Raw genomic sequence first — 20626 nt, forward strand, 5'->3', positions numbered from 1 at the left:
CACCTTTGTTAGTTGATTGAGGGCGAGGTTTCTCTCACCCTCGTCGGTGTCTCTAAAACTGATAGGTAAAACTGACTTTGAAGTTACGCCCAGGCTGAGTGAACGCATCAACGACCTGACTATCGGCATCAAGGCTACGAACATCTGCCCAATGCGTATAGCTCTCATCGGTTAGATTAAAAATACCCGCCTGTAAGGATGCATTGCGACTCAACTGGTAATTACCCAACAAGTCGAGTGTTGTATAGCGACCTGGATTAAATCCATCCGCTCTGGAGTTACGCGTTTTGGCTTCAACATGAGTCACAATCAACTCAGACCCATAGCGCCCGTTATCAAAGTGCAAGCCTGCGACCAACTTCGCTGGATCGATCGTATCCAAACTCACTTTTTCACCGTCTTCTTTGCGATGCCCACGATGCTTAGCATAGGTGCCCGACACTGCCCAATTGGGGTGATATTTCCAACGCAAGCTAGCTTCAAAGCCTGTAACTTCTACACCATCTCGGTTAACACTTTGGTAGGTTAAAGGATCAGAAGGTCGCCCCGTGCCAGACACTTCGGCATTTTCGATAAAATTCTTATAGTCTGAACGGAAAAGACTAACGCTATAGTTCAGTGCTTCATCTCGACCACGCAACCCCACTTCATACATCTTACTGCTTTCTGGCTTCAGATCGGGGTTGGCAATCGTTCTATAGGCAAAAAATGGACTGCTTAAATTCGTAAACCCACTGTTCACATCACCCGGTGTGGGTGCACGAAAACCCTCGGAGTATTGAGCAAACCAATTCATTAAAGGTGCCTGTTTCCACACCAATCCCATTTTTGCGGAAAGAGCACTGTCCGAAAGCTCAACTGGCGATAAGCCTCGGTACAAGGGATCATTCATACTTGGGGACAGCTTGTAGGAGTCATAACGCAAACCCGGTATGATACTCAGCCGACCGACACTCATTTCATCTTGAACAAAAACACCTAACAGCCTGTAATCTGTGTCTGGAAAGGGCTTATCAGGAAAGCTGGTTCCTGCAGGATCGCCATTGCGCAAAGCGCTTATATCCGTAACAGAAAAGTCAACTCCATAATTAATGCGATGACTTACCTGCCCCTCGATGTTTGACTCCATAACCGCATTCAGGCCACGTATCTGTTCAGCATAGGCGTTATCACGCGTCCTATCCCCAATACTTCTTCGCTCATCGCTAAACTGACGATTGCTAGAGTCTTGTTGATACGCACTCACTCGTGCATATTGCAACCATGGATTTTGTTCAGACTGATAAACGTAATCGGTTTTGTAGAGATCGCGACGCACACGATCATTCGCGGTTAAGCCTGTGGTTGTTCCCGCCACACCTGTGAGCACATCCGTTGCCGTCAGCCGATTAATGTTCTCAGCCGTCAACTTAATTTGATGTTCATCTGTCACATCGTACACGAGTTTAGCCAGCCAATATTCAGCTGATTTGTCCTGAGGGTTAGGCAAGGTTCTTGAGTTTCCAGTACCCTCAACTGAACCTTGGTTCTTGAGTCCTTCACCATCTCGCGCTGTAAACAATAACATTCCGGCAAGCTTTTCATTTCGGCCAGCGAAAGCGGGAGTGACAAAATGGCTTTTATCTTCAGACGCATAGCCTGCCCTAAGAGTGACTTGATGATCCTTTCCTAACGTCAGCAAATCCACGGGGTCTTTTGTGACAAAACTGACCGCTCCCGCTAAACCTTCACTGCCGTATAACGTTGAGCTTGGTCCTCTGAGCACCTCGACTCGTTTATAGCCCTCTGGCTCTAAGTAATCGCCTCGCCCAGTTAACATAGGTCCAAAGGTATAAATCGCCGGAAGTCGCACACCATCGGTTTGCAACATTACTTGATTGCCCTCAAGACCTCGAATATTGATCCCTTCATTGCCTCCACGACCAATACTGCTTAACGCTGCACCCGAACGCATAGGTTGCGCTTTAACAGAGACACCCGCTTCGTAGCGAAGCAAATCTTTAATATCCGATGCTTGTAGCCGCTCAATATCCTCTGCTGTCATCACGGTTAACGTATTGGCAACATCAAGCACATCCTGCTCTGTATGCGAAGCGGTAACCGTTATTTCTTTTAAGTTCGTCACTCCCTGACCTAACGCCCAGCTGGACACTGATAAACTCACGGATAAAACAAGCAACTTCTTTGGAAAATAATGAGACTTACGCATACAGAGTTCCTAACGGATATAAATACAAATTCAAACCGGATGGCATTGACTGGCAATTCTCATATCGTCATCCGAAGGGACTCTAGCGGGATGAGCAGCCTATCAATATTCTCCGAGGAAACATCATGGATGTTATCCGCGAAGCTGGCTGCCTGGGGGCGTTAGGTGGCTGGCTGAACGTGCGGGATACAACAACTCTTTTACAACTGGGTTACATCGATTTTACTTTGTTAATATAAGCTTGCCGTTTTTTGTTCGAGTCAAACGATAAATTTCAGTTTCATGTTCGATTTCTAAACGGCCTTGCTCTGATAAAAGCTCTTTACTGTTTATTCTCTTGACTGCCGTCGCCTTTGACAACAACGGGCTAACAACACCTGTTGTCGAATCGACAGACTTATTTCCTGATAATGCCATACACTCCTCCTTAACACTAATAACAACCATTATCGTTATCATTAGTAAATTGTCAACAACTATTCCCAATCAGTGATTGAGCTCAGTAAAAAAGAGGGACATAGAAAGACATAAAAAAACGCCCAAGTGGAAACCTGGGCGTTTTTTAAAGAAGCTGGCGATCAGCCATCACTCAGAATCGCGGTACCAAGCAGTCCCTTCACGGCTGTCTTTAAGCACAACACCCTGCGCAAGCAAGGATTGTCGAATCGCATCCGCACCTGCAAAGTCTTTTTGTTGCCTCGCTTGATTACGTGCCTCGATTTGGGCTTGGATTTCCTCTGCAGAAATCATCCCCTCTTTATCAGCACCTTTCAAAAAAGCGTCTGGATCTTGCTGGAGCAGACCCAGTACATTTGCCAAACGTTTTAATTCAGCGGCATAGGGTGCCGCATGTGCCACCCCTAAACGCTTGTGTGTATTTAGCTCGTTGACTAATTCAAATAAGACCGCTAAAGCCTTAGGCGTATTAAAGTCATCCTCCATGGCCTCAACGAAACGCTGCTCATATTCAGGAGCAACGCTATCGGCAACCACACCTGTATCAACCCCCTGTAAGGCTTGATAGAAACGCTCAAGAGCAGAGCGTGCTTCTTTTAGGCTCGATTCAGAGTAATCGATATAACTGCGATAATGAGCACTCGTTAGAAAATATCGCACCACTTCAGGATTATAGTCTTTCAAAACATCACGAATCGTAAAGAAGTTATTCAACGACTTCGACATTTTTTCCTGATTCACTCTAACGGGGCCAGCATGCATCCAATAATTAGCATAGGTACAGCCGTTCGCCGCTTCCGACTGGGCAATTTCATTTTCATGGTGAGGAAACGGAAGATCAGGTCCGCCTCCATGAATATCAAGTGTTTTGCCGATGCAGCAGAGTGACATCGCAGAGCATTCGATATGCCAACCTGGACGCCCGTCACCCCATGGCGATGACCAGCACTCTTCGCCTGGCTTAGCGGCTTTCCAAAGCACGAAGTCTAAGGGGCTTTCTTTAACATCACCCACTTCAACTCTCGCGCCCGAACGCAATTCTTCAGTTTGTTGACCACTGAGCTTGCCATAGCCTTCAAACTTCTCAACGCGGTAATACACATCACCATTAGATGCCGCATAGGCGTAGTCTTTAACAATCAAGCGCTCAATAAAAGCGATGATGTTGTCCATATTACCCGTCACACGAGGCTCATGATCAGGCCTCTCAACAAATAATGCCTTCTCATCTTCATGCATCGCGGCAATCATACGATGGGTTAAAGACTCAACAGACTCGCCTCGTTCTGCTGCGCGCTTCATAATTTTGTCATCAACATCCGTAATATTGCGGACGTAATTGACGTCCCATCCCTGCCAACGCAAGAAGCGCGTCATGACATCAAACGACACCATCACTCGGGCATGGCCAATATGACAATAATCGTAGACTGTCACACCACACACATACATGCCAATTTTACCTTCTTGTAAAGGCGTAAAGGGTGCTTTTGTTCGAGTCAGAGTATTGTATATCTGTAACATGGAGTGAACTCTTGGATAATGAATAAGACAGTATAAATGTTACTTTATACCAAACGGCTGTAGATTATAGACTAATTAAATGCCAAAAACCCAGATGCATTACGGCAAGTTAATCTTGGCCAACTGAGCACCACCCAGAACACTGCGCTCACGCGTTAACCAGAGATCACCCTGATGCCAAAGAATCGCTTCCCATTGTCCGGCAGGTTCTAAACGGTGATAGCTGGCACTCTGCCAATCAGGTAACTGCCCCTCTTCAGGCACAGGAATGATCCAGACAAAAGAAGACACAGATAAAAACCCGATTCGATAGCCAAGCAACACTAAACGTCTTGAATCCGCATCAAAGTCTGCCGCCGTGATCAACCCCTTAACAGGATAGGTCGCACTCGCCGTTGGCGATTGTTTAGGCTTTGTCTTATCTACACGATACAAACGCGTTGCCTGATCTTTCCAATTTTTGGTAAATAACCAGAGCTCATCGTCAACATGAGCCAGCGCTTCACAATCATTATTATGCGCATGGAGTCTAGATTCAGGACGTGTATCGGCCAGCGTGATATCGAGACGCGAAGAGCTCACAACTCCGCGATGTTTCGATTGATGCAGTTCCTGCCAAGGGACAGAATAAATCTGAAATGAGCGTCGATCACCACGATTATTGCCACAGTCCGCAATAAACAAGTGCTGATCATCTTGCGCTAGTGCCTCCCAATCTCGATTTTCGCTATTTAAAGGATGGACTCTACGCAGAATGGAGCCGCTTTCCTGAGAAATTTCATAGAGAGCCGCGCTATTGCCACTGTCATTCATCGTCCAAACAGTGCCTTGATGCATCGCAAGTCCAGATGACTCATTCAGCTCGGCGGGTAAAGGGGCAATAAACTCGACTTTAAGTCTACCAGGCACAGGAGGATAACTGGTTTGAGCAATTGTCTCAAACACCTGATCTAGATGTTCTAGATCCTGTAAGACCGACTCATCCGCGACATCATCGCCTGATTCGGTGCTTAAAGACGTTGAAGGGTCAGGAGTATCGAATCGATCACCCGACACTAAGCTCTCTTTATTGGGCACACTGCAGGCCAGTAACAGAGTTACCAGCGCTGCCAGCATGACCACTTTCGGCAAACGACTCATCAGTTATTTTGGATTTTTGCCCATGAGTCGCGAAGGGTAACCGTGCGGTTAAACACCATTTTTTCTTCTGTTGAGTCCGGATCAACAACAAAGTACCCCAGACGTTCGAACTGATAGTTGGTTTCAGCGGCTTGATCTTTTAACCCAGGCTCCGCGCGAGCATCGGCAAGCACAACTAGAGATTCAGGGTTCATAAAATCAAGAAAGCTCTTGTCTTTATCCGCTTCAGGGTTTGCTTCAGTGAATAGACGATCATACAGACGCACTTCGCAAGGAACCGAACGATCCGCATTCACCCAATGAATCACACCATTTGCCTTGTAACCTTCAGGATTCGCCCCTTTCGTTGCTGGATCGTAACTGCACTTCAGCTCTATAATTTCGCCTTCGGCATTTTTGATCACTTCTTCGCAGCGAATCACATAAGCTCCGCGTAAACGCACAGCCTCACCGGCCGCAAGTCGCTTCCACTTGCGCGGTGCAACTTCTTCAAAATCTTCTTGCTCTATCAGTAAATTGCGGCCAAACGAAACGCTGCGAGCCCCCATTGACTCATCTTTTGGATGAGCAGGTAGTTCAAACCATTCCTCTTTACCCTCTTCATAGTTCACTAAGGTGACTTTTAAAGGACGAGTGACACACATGGCGCGTGGTGCGTTCGCATCTAGGTCATCACGAATCGCAGACTCAAGCATCGCCATGTCAACGGTACCGTTAGAACGGGTTACACCAATCATGTCGCAGAACTGACGAATGGCGGCAGGCGTGTAACCACGACGACGCAAGCCTGAAATCGTTGGCATGCGCGGATCATCCCAATTCGTCACATGTTTTTCATCAACCAGCTGTTTCAGCTTACGCTTACTGGTAATGGTGTAGTTCAGGTTCAAGCGTGCAAACTCATACTGGCGCGGCACAACCGGGACAGGCAGATTCTCAATTAGCCAATCATACAAAGGACGATGGTCTTCAAATTCTAAAGTACAAATTGAATGCGTGATCCCTTCAAGTGCATCAGACTGACCATGAGCAAAGTCGTAAGACGGGTAAATGCACCAGTCGTTACCTGTTTGGTGATGATGAGCGTGGCGAATACGGTAAATAACAGGATCACGAAGATTGATATTGGGAGATGCCATATCAATTTTAAGGCGCAATGAACAGGTGCCCTCTTCTAGCTCACCTTTTTTCATTTGCTCAAAAAAGGATAGATTTTCGTCAACGCTACGGTCACGATAAGGACTGTTACGACCCGCTTCAGTTAAGCTTCCGCGGTACTCACGCATTTCAGCCGCATTAAGATGATCAACATAAGCTTTACCTTCTTTGATCAAATGAACAGCCCAGTCATACAGTTGCTGGAAGTAATCAGACGTGTATTTGACTTCACCAGCCCACTCGAAGCCTAACCAGCGGACATCGCGTATGATGGAATCAATATACTCTTGGCTCTCTTTTTCCGGGTTTGTGTCATCAAAACGCAGATTACACTCGCCACCATACTTCAGAGCCGTGCCAAAGTTTAAACAAATCGATTTAGCGTGTCCTATGTGCAAGTAGCCATTTGGCTCAGGCGGAAAACGGGTCACGACTTTACCGTCATTCAGATTTTGCTGTAAGTCTTGCTCAATAATCTGGTGAATGAAATTAGTGGACTTGGGAGCGTCGTTCTTGGTCATATAGGCAACTTATGAAGGCTAAATTAACGGGCGGGAAACAACCGCACTGAACAATAAACCCCTATTATAAACGCAGTTTACCGATTAAAGCACGGCTATCGTCGGCTAATTCATCATGAAATGATCCGTTATTAAAGTAATGCTTTTTCTAAAGACGCCTGCTGATCCTTCAGCCACCCCTCTAAGCCGTCTGTTTTTCGGATTAAAGGATCAACAACCCAAATCTTCTGATGATCAGACTCCTGCTGAGATAAACTCAACAGCAAATCTGCTTGATCTGCTGCAACAAGTGGTAAACTTAATGACATCGCCAATGGCAGCAATCGCTCATCTGTGACCGCCAAGGTTGAAATATCCTGTTCTAACAATAATTGATCAACGGCAAATGTCATTTTCTGAATTTCACGTTGCAACTTTCGACGTTGCTCTTCAATATTGGCAGCTGATTCTGGCCACACACGACTTAAATCCCGCGCCGAGATATTGACCATAACCGTCAAGTTATTGCTATCTAACCAAAAGAAGTCCTCATCTGTTTCAGGTCGCAAACTGACTTTAGCACCACCTGGCGACAATTCGTAGGCGGCATCTATTGGAATTGTTCTAATTGAAGATTGGCGCAATAAAGGATACAGACTCAATGTGGGCACAACAGACTCGATGGTCAATACTGCATCTGCAACGGGCAAGCTTGCTTGGTCAGCACGTGCGAGCCAACCTGCAATTCGGTTCATCGGCAAACGTTCGGGTGGTAAGTAGAGTGTTTCTATATCCGTCGACTGCAACAATGATTGACTTAAAGCAAACGTAATAGGCGCCACCGTTACAACAGATGCGGACTGACAAACAGCTGCAACACCGCACAGCAGCACTCCAACACACAGGTGTTTCACACACTTCATTGAATCACTCTCCAACGACGGATAATTAACGACAAGACAAAACCGACAGATGCAATCATGACAATTGCAGCACCGGATGGAATCGGCAACGCTCCAGCCATCGGCAGCAATATACCCAAAATACAACTCAGGGTTGAAAACAGAACGGAATAGGCAAAAAACTCTCGACCATTTCGGCTGATCATTCGTGCCGACGTCGCCGGAATAAGCAAGAGCGCACCTACAAGAATTGCCCCTACCACCTTCACCGAGGCCACAGTCACTAGGGCAATCAACAGAATGAAAATATAATCATACAAACGTATATTCACGCCTCTAACGCGCGCAAGATCAGGAGATAGACTGGCCAAGAGCGCACGATTAGCGCCTTTGATAATAAGCACTGCCGAGACGGCCGTGATGAGTAACAACACCCAAATATCCATATCCTTAACGGTTAAAATGGAACCGAAAAGAACATTTTCCAAAATATGGACATTGACCTTTTTTGCAACATAGAGGATTAATGCTGCCCCCAACGCAATTGCAAAGGATAAAAACACACCCACCAGTGCGTCATAAGGAATATCAGTTCGACTCTTAATCCAATGCAATAACATGGCGAACAAAATGCAGAAGCAGAAAAGTGCGACAAAGGGCTGCGTTGCAGGCTCACCCAACAAAATCCCTAACGCTACACCCGTTAATGCACCATGCCCAACCGCCTCCGAAAAAAATGCGAGGCGCTTTACAATCACCAAGGGCCCAAGTGCACCTAATAGAGGGCCTATTAGTAAACCCGCAACCAAAGCGTTGGTTAAAAAGGCATATTGAAACATAGAAGGAAGCACGCCGATTTCATATAGGCTAAACACCCATTGACGAATAAACTCCATTAAGCAACTACCTCTTGATTGCGGTTCATCACTTTAGGTGTTTTAAGTCTCATCGTGCCCATGGCATGCAAATTCACTTGATGACCGACTAAGCCGCCATTGATTGACCAAACCTCATCTGCATAGTCTGAAACCCAATCGGGATCATGATGCACAACCAGAAGGGTAACGCCCTGAGCCCTCAAGGAGAGCAACTCCTGAGTAATTAATGCTTGAGCCGTGACATCTAGCCCTGTCATTGGCTCATCGACACACCACAAATGTCTCTTTTGACCCAGTGCTTGGGCAAACATTAACCTCTGACGCTCACCGCCTGACAATTGCCCAAGCCTAAGATGCTCTTTTCCTTCCAACCCGACTCGCTCAAGCAAGACTTCAACCTGAGAACGAACGCTGGATACTCGCTTAAAAAATAACGCTTTCGACGTTAATGTCGTGGTCAAGTACTCTTCTATCGTAATCGGCAAGGACGGCTCAAAGGCGAGTTGCTGAGGCACATACGCCACTCCCCTATTCTTATCAGGCCAATGACGTTTAATTTGACCTTTGTGCGGCATTAATCCTAACAAACACTTGAGGAAAGATGACTTACCTGCTCCGTTGGGCCCAGTAATCGCATGCAAACGCCCTGACTGCAGGGTTGCCGAAATAGGCTTTAGTATTTCTACGTCGTTTAGAGAAAGAGACATCTCTTTGAGCTGAACTGTTACGGACATCTTAGCCCCCTGCGGCTTTAGTTAAAGCCAGCACTAGGGTTTGTAAGTTATGCTCCATTTCACGCATAACAAGCTCAGCATCATAGTCACCGTGTGTCATGTGTGAGAAGTGAAAGATACCAATGCCCGTTGCTTGTTCAATGACGTCAACGTAACGATTTTCCATATTCAATTCAGTGAATAAAACCTGTATGTTGGCCGCTTTGATTCGATCAATGGTGTTTTGTAATTGACTTGCATTGGGCTCTACACCATGAGCGGGTTCAATCACTGTATCAACACCTATGCCAAACTCTTGCAAAAAATATCCATACGCATTATGCGTGCTTGCGATTCGAACCCCTGTTAAATCAAGGTCCATAATACTGGCTTGATAGCGATTTTTTAGCCCTCTCAACTCACGCGCATAGCGTAATGCGTTGGCTTGAAAATACGCTGCATTTTCGGGATCAAGCCGCCCCAACTCAGCGGTAATCGTATAGATTTGACGTATGGCTGCATCTATTGAAACAAATGTATGCGGGTTATAGGTGTTACTTCCCCGCCCAGAAGACAAGAGCGGCAAGTCTTTATTCGCATATACGACATGCAGGTTCGGTAGATCTAAACCCTCTAATGCATGCGATGCAAATTCATCATGCCCTATCCCATTTAAAACCAGCACATCCATTTCCAGTAAGCGTTTCAAATCAGAAGGCTGTAGCTCATAGCTATGCGGATTAAAGCCACTGGAAATCAAGGGCAATATTTCGGCCTTGTCACCTACTATTTGGCTAACATAACTGTAATAGGGATGCAAAGTAATCCCCACAACCAAGGGCTTTGCCCAAGCACTGCTTGTCGATAATAAAACACTGATAAGAACAACTAACCATTTCATTTGAGAGTATCCAAACGGTGCCAATGCGATAAATCATGGCATTCACTAATCATAGGAATCGGACTTTCATGAAATAAAATCCGCGCCTCTTCATTTAAGTCCAGCATAAAGTGACCATGCATACCAACGGCTGAAACAAGCAAGTAACAGCCTTTTTCAATCGCTCGCCAAGTTTGAGATTGATGCGTAAACGGAGGAATTTGTGCCATAATCAGCTGATCGATATCAGGCCAATCACCCACATCCCCCGTGACAAATTCAATTTCTTGGATCGCTATGGATAACTCCGTCAGCAATTGCTGCTCAACGGGATTAAGCTCGACACTCGGCACATGGACATGCGTTTCCGTTCGCACTGAAATACCTATCGCACCAATCGCTAAAACAGCCGCAATAAAGAGCCAAACCCACAGGGTTTCAAGACGACCATCATCTGGGCGAACAGTTTCAATGAACTCAGAGGAAGTACCCGCATCGAAGCCCAAGGCTTCGTTGCGCGTCGTGTGGTGACTAGAATTCAGCATAATCATACTCTGCAGGGTCTTCGTGACCTGCATCAAACTGAATGTAGAATTCCTCGTCAGACCAGTCAAAGTGCACTTTTGAGAATTGATCGGCCTTCGCGCGAGCGATTACATCGTCATCATAGGTATACATGACGACTTCGCTACCGATCGCATCGCTACCATCACTAAAGCCAACTTCACACTCCACACCCTGCGCTGTTTTCTGGCAATCGATGTATGGATAATGCGCCCATGCATTCAACGAACAGACAGCCAACACCGTTGCAAAACAATATTTACTTAGCATTAAACCACCCAAAACTATTCAGGTATGACTTCAAATGAAAGCATATAGGTCACGCCAGCCTGATCCGCCAAAGGACTATCAATGGAGCGACGCATATTGGTGCTTAGCAAGTGAGGCCCTGTTTTTTCAGGTGTGAAGCGCAATACGCCTTCGCTGTCTGTTTTAAGATCCATTTGCATACGTGACGAACGCCAAGCCGTTCCACCAGGAACCACCTCAACATCTAGATCCGCTACAGGCTCACCATTGAAGGTAAACTTAAAGCTTGCCTCTTCACCAATGACAATATCACTTGGATGGGTGATCGCATTAAGCTCAAAGCCTTGCCCTGTTGGTTCAAGCACTATGCGTGTTGGTGCTTTTTGAGTGACATAAAATTGAATAATGTTTTGAACCATAGTGGTACGAACATCGCGTGCATCTTCAGGCAACTGGGAGGCTATCTCCAACTTATTCCCCATAATACGACGCGCGGTATCACGTCCGCCCACGACATAACTTGTCATGTAACGAACAGGGGTGACTAATTCGACTTTATAAGTTCCTTGCTCGTTCAACTGAACATCAAAGACGCTACGACGCTGACCTTTAAAATAAGGCCCAACACGCTCGCGCTCTCCACCTGGACGGTAAATAGCGACATTATCGACACCGAGAGGCTTGTCGAAGCTAAAAACACCATGAGAGGCCGTGGCATCCACTGTAATCCAATGCCCCTCATCTGTAGACAAATTAAACTCGCTTGGCAGCATCCACATAGGGTGTGCAGCCGCATGCCCAGCAATCAGACCAACTGACAATGCAGCGGCACCCAATAGTTTTTTTGCTTTACTCACTTAGCGTCTCCTGTAGAAAGAATAATTTCGCCCAACTCTTCAGTCGGATCAATGACTATGCGCTGGTTGGCAACACCTAACTCAACCGCGCCTCTGACCCAACTGCGATTCCCGTGCTCACGAGCAGCCTCAACATTAATGTAGTAAGTGCCTGCAGGAACTGGCTGGCCTTTTTGGTCAACCCCATCCCAAGTGACGGTGTAAGTACCGGGGCGTTTAGTCGCGCCTGTCACGGCATCTAACTCACCCTGATCATAGCGACCTGCTTTTCTCCACCAACGACGCATGTCTTTTAACCAATCAGGCTCTTTGCGCCATACTTCAATGGTTCTGACCGTTTCTTCCTGATCATTTTCCACCCAAATTGCAACATAAGGGCGGTAATACATCGGCCCAGCAATAGCTGGGATAGTCACCTCAATATCAACGGGTTGTGCATGTGAATTAAAGGCCAATCCACTCACAAGACAGACCCCAAGCACCCATTTACTTTTCACGTTTCTCACTCCAAAGATGTAATGAAATCTTTAAACCCGCTCAACTCAGTAACATTCTGCCCCTAACAACACAGCTCAATAACCCACCCTTTTTGACTAAAAATAAGAAGGCTTAACCTTCGAGACTGGAAGGGTGTTGGACTTAGCACTGATCTAGCGCAGAAAAGGCAATAATGACCCAGCCCGAGAGTCTTCTCGCCACCCACATACGAGTGTTTTTTGGTTAGAAATAAATCCACACAGAAAAACAAGCACTTAATAAGCAGAAAGTTACTATTAATGATAATCGTTGTCAACAACGTTAGCATTAATGAATTGTAAAGTTACGTTAACTTGCATCTAATCTGCTAAAAAATATGATTTTTTGATTTAATAGAGGTCATTCATGGTTAAGTGAATATTGAGGGATTAAATATTGTCTTGCTCAACGAGTATTGATCAAATGATATTCCAACCTCAGAGCTGCTCTTCTACCATTTCAAACAACCACTCTTTGGTTAAACGTCGGGCCTCCTTTGAATCAAATGCGGGTTGATGCTCAAAACCTGGATTTATTGGAAGCGACATAGGGCCTGAGACATGCAGACCTGATCCTGAATGAACCGTCCCATCTCCTGGCGCATTGGCGGGTTGTAGCTCGTAGTGTGTAATTAGCCTGGGAACTGGCTCAAACCCTCCAAAGTCAACCACCAACACCATCCTTGACCATGTAAAAATGCCACGACCATTAGTGTCTTGAAAGGTATCGTCTGGTGGAATATCCTCCGTTTCGGTTTGCTTCCATTCAACAGAATCCCAAGATGAATGCTCAGTATCATCTGAGTAAAACATACGAGGGTTGGGGTGGAATGCACTGGGACCAAGCTGAGCATGAAAAGACTCTGCATTCTTGAGTGCCTTGACATATGAAATGTAAGCTTCACTTTCATTGTCACTGCCGGGATTAAGATGCTCTTTGTAAACCAATCGCCACCAATCGCTTTGATTGCTGTATATTTCGGAATAGGGATTCGCAGCAGGTTTTGACCAAAGCTTAGAACCATCCTTCCCTGTGCAATGCAACCATGCTTTAGCGCCGTTGACTGTTTTGTGCCATTGATTCGGCAGTAACTGCAAAACCCCAGGCATGTTTGCGGCGGTGGCCGTAACTTCCTGTTGGTTTGCTCCGAGGACATGTCGCTCTATTCCTGCGCCCTCAAACCCAGCCAATATTCGCTTATAGGCCGCAGGAGCGCCTTCGCAGGGCAGTGCTCCGTGGATGACACCATGCACCTCTTCAGCACCACCATGTAGTTGCGTGTAGGCACGAGAGACAAGCCCGCCCATAGAGTGTGTGATTATAATTGGTTTAAGCACTTGAACATCTGTGCCTTGGTATTTTTTTGCCGTGCCCTCAAGTGCTTTTCTAACTGTATCCCCTAAATCCCTACCGGAATTTAGATTATCATCCGTCCAGTTGTAGGGGGGTGCCCAAACTTCATAATGCAGCGCTGAACAACCTCTAGGCAGTAAGCCATTTTCAGGTAGAGTGGCTGAGACTTGAAGCCAAGCAAGAAAGCCTGAATAGGAGCCTTGCAGCACCCCACCCCAGCCTCGATCAATGCGTTCTTGCAAGAAGGGGTGCTGAGGGTTTGACTCTCCTAGATCGACTTCAAGATAATCTGGGCTATAGGGAGCAGCATCTAAACCGATTAATTCAGCCCTCTTTTCTACAGCATTACTTCTGGCAAGGCGAATAGCATTCCCAATATTATCCAAAGGCTCCCAAACTATTCGTTTATCCTGCTTGATTCGAAGACGACTACCCATTAAGCCTGGTACAAAAATGATGGGCACCGCAAAGGATTTTGGGCAATACTGCACTGACGAATGACTCATTGATTACCTCCTTACCTGAATGCTATTAATAAGCATATCCCAATACTTATCCGCCTCTTTCTCTGTGATTGGTGATTGACCAAAGTTTTTACGGTAATCAAAGTATCTAACCGAAATTCGATAACCATGACGATTTCGCGTGGTTTGCTGCCCTAGAAGGGCATAATAAAATAAATAATCTTTATTATCTTTTGCCTCCCTCCCTAGGAAACCTGCAACATTAATTTCCCGTCCAATATTGCTATTCAGAGCCTCAAGTTCAACTTCCCTACCACCAGGCTGACGAAGGATATAACCTATCTGCACTCCTAACGACTTCTCAGTAGGATGATAAAAACTAGCCCCCACTGCTTCAGATTTAACAGGCAAAGCAATGAATGCATCTTCGAGGCAAGTTCCTTCTTCACTTGGAATTTCATCAGGATCGCGAGGACGAGCTGCGTTGGCAACAGCCAGTAGATGCGCGTGATAATCAATAGGACTTTCCAAGTCCACCACAGTGCTCGCACGAAACACTACACCACCCGATGAAAAATACGCGTCTTCTTCCCAGATGTGATTTAAGTCTATCCCCAGAGATGAGAAATCATTGTATCGTGATACAACATGCACACCCTCGATTGTTTGTGCATCTCGGAATATTTGCGGCGTTCCATTATCTGAAACATCCCCTTTTTTTAAGGCTCTAATTTGTTCGTTTGCAATGCGTAGTGCTTCATTATTATCACCTAGAGCCAAGCGTTTAAGCCGTACTCCATAGACAGATCCATCATGCCGCACCAGTTGAAAACTTACGGGTATCTCAATTAATACTCGTCCAATACAGTAGGTTTTTGTGTCTCCAGAGTTCGCCATTGTTGTCCATCCTATGACTGTCAGTACGAATAGCCACCTCAAATATGGCTGCTTTATTTTAAATTTCATTCGGTTAGTCCTTTACCAAGTTTGCCAGATGCCAAAGACGAATAGCTGGACCTTGCCTAACATTGTTCAAAAGGGCTAGCGCTTGCTCACTTTGATCTTGCAAGTACGCTCGTACATATAGATGCAATGCCTTTCGTATCATCTCTGAATTTGAAAAGCCTAAAGACTTTAACCTTTTTAACGTTTCATGCAGCTCTTGACTGCTGGGTAAACACAGCCCTTCAGGAGTGTCTGAGAAGGGAGCTAATACTGCCTGAACCTCTTGAACATCTTGTACTTTGCTCACCTCAGCATTAAATGCAGTCAGCAGATCATCCATGATTTTGGGGGGACGTAATGGCAAAGAGCAATGTTCCTCTTGTCGTTGACAAATGATCAGCTTTCCATCTTCAGGGATTGGCAACATCAAAATAAGACCTTGATAACTGACGTCTTGCAGTAATGCTTCTGCGAGTTCAACAGGCTTACCTTCTAACAATGCAGGGAGAATGGTCTTTTCCCAAAACCTGAAATAGAACCATTGGCCGTGCTCATTCTGAAGGCGTGTAAATCGTCTCAGGTGGTGCCGAAGCTCTGCAAAATTACTTCGAGTCCGAATAAAAATACCAAGAGATTTTTCCCAGAGCCCATGTATTCCTTTTGCGCCAGTGAAGAGTTGACGTGTAAATGCATTTCCCTCTTTTAACTCGACTAAATAAGGTGCGTGATTGGCGATCTCAACCTGTGCCTCACCTTGAAGTAATGACTGATACCGTAATTCAGAGTTTTCCAATAAATCTGGCAATAGCCAAGGCAATTTCGTCGCATCAAGCAAGGCATAGGTAGCCATCGGTGGCATATGACTACCATAATGAACCACTTCCGCTTGACTAGGGTACACCTCACCAAAAAAGTCAGTATGAAGTTCATCAGGTAACGTTTTTTTGGCTCTTGTCCAAACTGAGCATCAAGTGGCTCAATCCCTTGCATTCGCTTTATCTTCAAGCTATCAAGAAAGACTTCGGGCTTAACAGAAATGCGTTGGATCGGGCCTAACACCACGGGACAGCCTGCCTGAATGCTTTGAAATAGAACCTCTCCCCATTCTTCGGGATACTCTTTTATCCAAGCCTCCGCTGGTAAAATCTTTGAAGCCCAATGCAGCCAATAGCCGTCAAGCGCTATTTCCGATCTTACCTGCTCCTCGAACTCATGAGGACCCGAGCACTGGACAGCGGCAATAAGCTCGAACAGCTCCCCCTCACGCGATGCGCGACAGAAACCAAGTAAAGGAATCATGGGAAAATAGTGAAACGCTGAGTATGAAAAAAAACCAATATTAATGGCGAATAAGAAGCGTTGTGTGCCGAGATCACAAGCCTAGATGACGCGGAAATGAGACGTTTAATGTCAATATGATGTTGCTTCCATGTTAATGCTATAACCAAAGACAAGAGTCACATAAGTAAACGTGAGTTGTCAACCTATAAGCTTAGTGCTGCTTAGGCTTTTGCAGTAGAGCTGTTTTATCACGCATAGGGCAAATAATCCGGATAAAGCTCCGTACGTGGATTTTTCATAAATGCCTCTATCGCCGCTTCCGTCTTACGCTTTTTGAATGGAAACTGAGGTAAAAACTGTAGGCGAGCGAAGTGAAACTGAACATAATCGAGATAATTTACATACTTTGGCTTGCGCTTTGGCCCTAACTGATCGACCCATTGCGCATTTGGGTTGGCAATAAAATCGTTAATAAAGTCGCGTAAATAGTAGGCTTGGTATTTCACGAGCGATCGAACAATAGCACAGTTTCCACCTAAGCTGAGCACACCATTTTTTTGGTACCTTGGGATGGGCAGCCAAATATTCAAAGGGCCATTCATATTGTAGGGATCTCGTATGTCATTGCGCATGGGAATATGCGCTTCTACCACCTGCAAGGGGTCATCTGTTCCTTCCGGAAACTGGATACAAACAAAACTCCCCCTGATCCACGTATACATAATGCGCCGTTTACGATCGATTCGATAGGGATTGCCAACGGCCAGATTTAACAAGATCCAAGGCAAGACTATCAAGCTTATGCAAACAATACCAGCCACAATGCCGCGGCCGTGAAAATCCAACTGCTCGATTTTAAATTGGTCATAAGCCGTTCCATCACGCAGAAAGCCTGGATTGTCAGAGTCTTCATAAAACTCAAAAGTTGAGATAATATATGACTCACGGTATAACATCTTATGAATTGCCTTATAAGCAACCCCTGGTTCCCCATCCTTTGAAAACCACCCCGGATCGTAGGCTGGAGCACTTCCTAACATAATGGCAAAAAAGATTAGCTTAAACCATGTATTTAACCCCATAGAGGTCATCGACGGCACCTCTATCACATCCTCATCTATCCGTGTAATGGATAAGTTCATGGCTTCAATCACATCTGGGTTTTCCGTTGGATTGGGGATAAGTCGTAAAGGGGGTAATTGCATCTGAAAATCCTATTCGTTATTAAAGCTGTTTTGGGTCTTCGATTATTAAAGGCTCAACCATGCTAAAACTCTGTTTCTCCCCATTAGGGAGAATCCGCTCATAGCGAATACCCAAGCGTAGTCTCGGCTGATTTGCATACGAAGACAGGTTGAGCGCCGCAACTCCCGGTCCCATCCATTCTGCCGTTATGCGCCCCCCTCCTACTCTTCGCGGATCAACTGTATCTTCCCAAGAAGAAAAGAATGAGCCTTGTGATCGCTCAACCCTGATGGATAACTGCCTTACTGCATCGGGATCCATTAACCCTGGGAAGTATATTTTTAAATACCCATCCCGATATTTAATATTCTCGACCTCGATATACCAGATAGCCTGCTCAAAGGTGCGCATCTCATCATGGAAGAGCTTTTTGAGCTTCATCTGTTCATCTAGTTTCGAAGCGTCGAACTCCATTAACTTTGTTGACTCATCTAACTGGATACTAAACCTTTGAATCCTACTCATCCCCCAATACAGATCACTACTCCCCCAAAACCCCTCATAGACCCATTGTTCTAACTCTGAGCGTCTAACAGAAGCAAATAAAATACCAAACGCGAGTAAAACACCGCCGATAATGGCCAAGGGGAGTGCAACTAAAGAAAGTTTAGCGCCAACCATAGCAAGTAAAGCAGAGCTAGAGCCGGTAAGAAATCCACCGATTAGTCCCGAGGACATCATAATGCTGCCAATTGCCTGCAGTGCATGACCCGTCATTAAGGCATAGTCCGAACGCTTATAGCCTTCATAACCTTGCGCGATAGAAATTAACAAACCAGCAGCAAGAGCGACACTTCCTGTTACTGAAGCTATAAAAGCACGACGTGACATATCCCCACTAGACACACCAACCGTTGGACGCTCGGGAATGACAACTCTAGCCCCGGATAAGTTTGCTGCCAATCGGGCACTTAGCCGCCCCGAATCAGAAACCAAACGAATAAGGGTGGGTGATGCGTACAGCGCGCTTGCCGCAGCAACGACACCACTCAAAGCAACACTCAGCTGCACTGCGGGTAAATTTGCTAAAGCGCTCAGTTTGGATCGAGCCCTGAAATTATTGGCTTGATGCCATTTCTGAACCGTACCAAACGCTCCATATATTGCAAACACCAAAGACATTCCCGACAATCCCAAACTGAGGTTACCTTTGCTCATGTCTCTCACATGTTCGTAAGCCACATAGTCCAACGTTAAATGCTGTGACATGCTTTGCCTGACACTGGCGTTTGACATGCCGGAACCCGTTTGCGCAGATACAGGTTGCTCAAAAATATTGGACATATGACCACGTAAAAAGACTTCATAGTGCTGGGCAGCAACGTTTGATAAATCACCCGTTGATATTTTTTGTGTACGTCTAACTACGCCTGATAGGGTCTCCATCTCACGAACAATGATACGGCTATTGCCTTCGTAAAACGTGGTAGCAATTTCAGTGTGTAGCTCAAAAAACAGCCTGTTCATGCGCTCCAGCACCTGTGCATCACGAATACTCTCGACCATTTCGGAAGCCACACCAACAAAGGTTGAAAGTAAATTCGCCCAAATCGAATCTTCTTCACTATTGTCTTTTAGTTTGTCCAACACGGTAGCAGGTGCTTGAGAGTTGAGCTTGATCCCGGAAACATAATGGCCGAGCTCACTGGCAACAAATCCAATGCACTTTTCACAGCCCTCCTCTTTCGCACCTTTTAACGCGAGCCGGACCTCATCATGCCAGCGCGGACGATTGGTTACGTCTAACGCCGACCAGAGTTCGATGATTTTCTTTTGAGATTTTTCGCGCTCACTGGGCCCGAACTTCGCAAAACGATGTCGCTGCTCATCGGCGGCACGGTTGAAAGGGTCCGAACTGACTATCTTGCGAGCCGCATAGGTCACGTTTTCCCAAAGAAAAATACCTCGCTTACGGTAGCGACGCTCAACATCTTTTTCAAAATATGGAACGGCCGCGATTGCCTTCGCGGTACTTAGAGCATAGTAATGGGTAGTTTCGTAGGCTTGAATATTCGCCTCAAGGACCTCAGCTAAACGCAGCAGTTCTTTTGCTTCCCCTAGAGTATCCTCAATAGCAACAATACGGGCTCGGGAATAACGCTCTTGATGGGTGTCTTTCATACGTTCAAAGGGCGTAATGTCCAAGTCGCCAATGGGGGTGTGACGCAGGACGTTGGCTTCCCGCTCTTCCGGTTTAATATGTTTAAAGTCCTCGATGTTGGCCAATTGGTCAAACGACATCGTGTGCGGATCTTCGCCATGCAAATCAATGGGCTGCATCACCTTGTTACGCCAAGTTTCATCACGCTCTAGAGTTTCGAACATAAATGCTGGCCAGCGTTCCTCGCTGTAGGCAATGTACGTATTAATTGCACAGGTATTAACATAGGCAAACGGCTCAGCCTCCATAAGTTGAGCGTCCCAACGGCCTCGGGCAGTCCCATCTTTCCAGGTAAATTGATAATACTGAAATGTTTTTGCACAAGCCGTTGTTTCGTTTGGCGAATTGCAATCATCTGCTCGGGTTTGATAACGAAAAACCAACCAATATTCTTTATCTGTAACACCACGCCCATCAATACTTAGATTACCGTAGATATAAAGATACCCTTGGCGCATGGAGGCCAACTGATGGTGAGGAGCTTGAGTAATACCCGCTGGCCGGGTCAATATTTGGGGTAATTTTTCTGTATCTTCCAACAATATATCGTCTGAAATAACGTAACGACATGGATAAATGGGAATAATTTCCCTTGAGTCGCAACGAGCGATACTGTTTGATGACATATCCT

18 protein-coding genes are annotated in these 20626 nt (G+C 45.8%); all 18 read right to left on the reverse strand.

What is annotated here, in order from left to right:
* Positions 1 to 52 precede the first annotated feature (52 nt).
* Entirely contained in the window at positions 53 to 2209 is a 2157-nt protein-coding gene (locus DN062_RS12560) for a TonB-dependent hemoglobin/transferrin/lactoferrin family receptor (RefSeq protein WP_112159672.1), read from the reverse strand.
* Between the two features lie 222 nt (positions 2210 to 2431).
* Positions 2432 to 2626 (reverse strand): hemin uptake protein HemP, encoded by a 195-nt coding sequence (gene hemP, locus DN062_RS12565; RefSeq protein WP_112159673.1) that lies wholly within the window; start codon positions 2624 to 2626, stop codon positions 2432 to 2434.
* A gap of 168 nt (positions 2627 to 2794) precedes the next feature.
* Entirely contained in the window at positions 2795 to 4189 is a 1395-nt protein-coding gene (gene cysS, locus DN062_RS12570; protein ID WP_112159674.1) for a cysteine--tRNA ligase, read from the reverse strand.
* A 99-nt stretch (positions 4190 to 4288) separates the two neighbouring features.
* On the reverse strand, positions 4289 to 5329 hold the full coding sequence (locus DN062_RS12575) for a hypothetical protein (RefSeq protein WP_112159675.1): 1041 nt from the start codon (positions 5327 to 5329) through the stop codon (positions 4289 to 4291).
* Positions 5329 to 7008, reverse strand: a complete 1680-nt coding sequence (locus DN062_RS12580; protein ID WP_112159676.1) for a glutamine--tRNA ligase/YqeY domain fusion protein — start codon at positions 7006 to 7008, stop codon at positions 5329 to 5331. The genes DN062_RS12575 and DN062_RS12580 overlap by 1 nt, the downstream gene beginning before the upstream one ends.
* Positions 7009 to 7139: 131 nt before the next feature.
* Positions 7140 to 7910, reverse strand: a complete 771-nt coding sequence (locus DN062_RS12585) for a hypothetical protein (RefSeq protein WP_112159677.1) — start codon at positions 7908 to 7910, stop codon at positions 7140 to 7142.
* Positions 7907 to 8785 carry a metal ABC transporter permease gene (locus tag DN062_RS12590; RefSeq protein WP_112159678.1) on the reverse strand — a complete coding sequence of 293 codons (879 nt, stop codon included), beginning with the start codon at positions 8783 to 8785 and terminating at the stop codon, positions 7907 to 7909. The genes DN062_RS12585 and DN062_RS12590 overlap by 4 nt, the downstream gene beginning before the upstream one ends.
* A complete protein-coding gene (locus DN062_RS12595) occupies positions 8785 to 9501 on the reverse strand; it encodes a metal ABC transporter ATP-binding protein (protein WP_112159679.1) in 717 nt (238 codons plus the stop codon). Before DN062_RS12595 ends, DN062_RS12590 begins: the two co-directional genes overlap by 1 nt.
* A 1-nt stretch (position 9502) precedes the next feature.
* Positions 9503 to 10381 carry a metal ABC transporter solute-binding protein, Zn/Mn family gene (locus tag DN062_RS12600; RefSeq protein WP_112159680.1) on the reverse strand — a complete coding sequence of 293 codons (879 nt, stop codon included), beginning with the start codon at positions 10379 to 10381 and terminating at the stop codon, positions 9503 to 9505.
* A complete protein-coding gene (locus tag DN062_RS12605; protein WP_112159681.1) occupies positions 10378 to 10905 on the reverse strand; it encodes a DUF6162 family protein in 528 nt (175 codons plus the stop codon). The genes DN062_RS12600 and DN062_RS12605 overlap by 4 nt, the downstream gene beginning before the upstream one ends.
* Positions 10892 to 11194, reverse strand: a complete 303-nt coding sequence (locus DN062_RS12610) for a hypothetical protein (protein WP_112159682.1) — start codon at positions 11192 to 11194, stop codon at positions 10892 to 10894. Before DN062_RS12610 ends, DN062_RS12605 begins: the two co-directional genes overlap by 14 nt.
* A 14-nt stretch (positions 11195 to 11208) precedes the next feature.
* Positions 11209 to 12030: a DUF4198 domain-containing protein gene (locus DN062_RS12615; RefSeq protein ID WP_112159683.1), complete on the reverse strand. Its 822-nt coding sequence runs from the start codon at positions 12028 to 12030 to the stop codon at positions 11209 to 11211.
* Complete coding sequence (locus DN062_RS12620) at positions 12027 to 12527, reverse strand: DUF2271 domain-containing protein (protein WP_036513606.1); 501 nt, start codon at positions 12525 to 12527, stop codon at positions 12027 to 12029. The genes DN062_RS12615 and DN062_RS12620 overlap by 4 nt, the downstream gene beginning before the upstream one ends.
* Positions 12528 to 12983: 456 nt before the next feature.
* The gene (locus DN062_RS12625) at positions 12984 to 14405 is read right to left on the reverse strand and encodes an esterase/lipase family protein (protein ID WP_112159684.1); all 1422 of its coding nucleotides are present in this window, start codon (positions 14403 to 14405) and stop codon (positions 12984 to 12986) included.
* A 3-nt stretch (positions 14406 to 14408) separates the two neighbouring features.
* The gene (locus DN062_RS12630; RefSeq protein WP_133256762.1) at positions 14409 to 15329 is read right to left on the reverse strand and encodes a hypothetical protein; all 921 of its coding nucleotides are present in this window, start codon (positions 15327 to 15329) and stop codon (positions 14409 to 14411) included.
* Between the two features lie 4 nt (positions 15330 to 15333).
* Positions 15334 to 16167 (reverse strand): DUF4123 domain-containing protein, encoded by an 834-nt coding sequence (locus DN062_RS12635; protein WP_112159686.1) that lies wholly within the window; start codon positions 16165 to 16167, stop codon positions 15334 to 15336.
* 670 nt (positions 16168 to 16837) lie between these two features.
* Positions 16838 to 17794 (reverse strand): hypothetical protein, encoded by a 957-nt coding sequence (locus tag DN062_RS12640; RefSeq protein ID WP_112159687.1) that lies wholly within the window; start codon positions 17792 to 17794, stop codon positions 16838 to 16840.
* Positions 17795 to 17813: 19 nt separating this feature from the next.
* Positions 17814 to 20621, reverse strand: a complete 2808-nt coding sequence (locus DN062_RS12645; protein ID WP_112159688.1) for a toxin VasX — start codon at positions 20619 to 20621, stop codon at positions 17814 to 17816.
* Positions 20622 to 20626 lie beyond the last annotated feature (5 nt).

The organism is Nitrincola tibetensis (assembly GCF_003284585.1).
GTDB lineage: Bacteria > Pseudomonadota > Gammaproteobacteria > Pseudomonadales > Balneatricaceae > Nitrincola > Nitrincola tibetensis.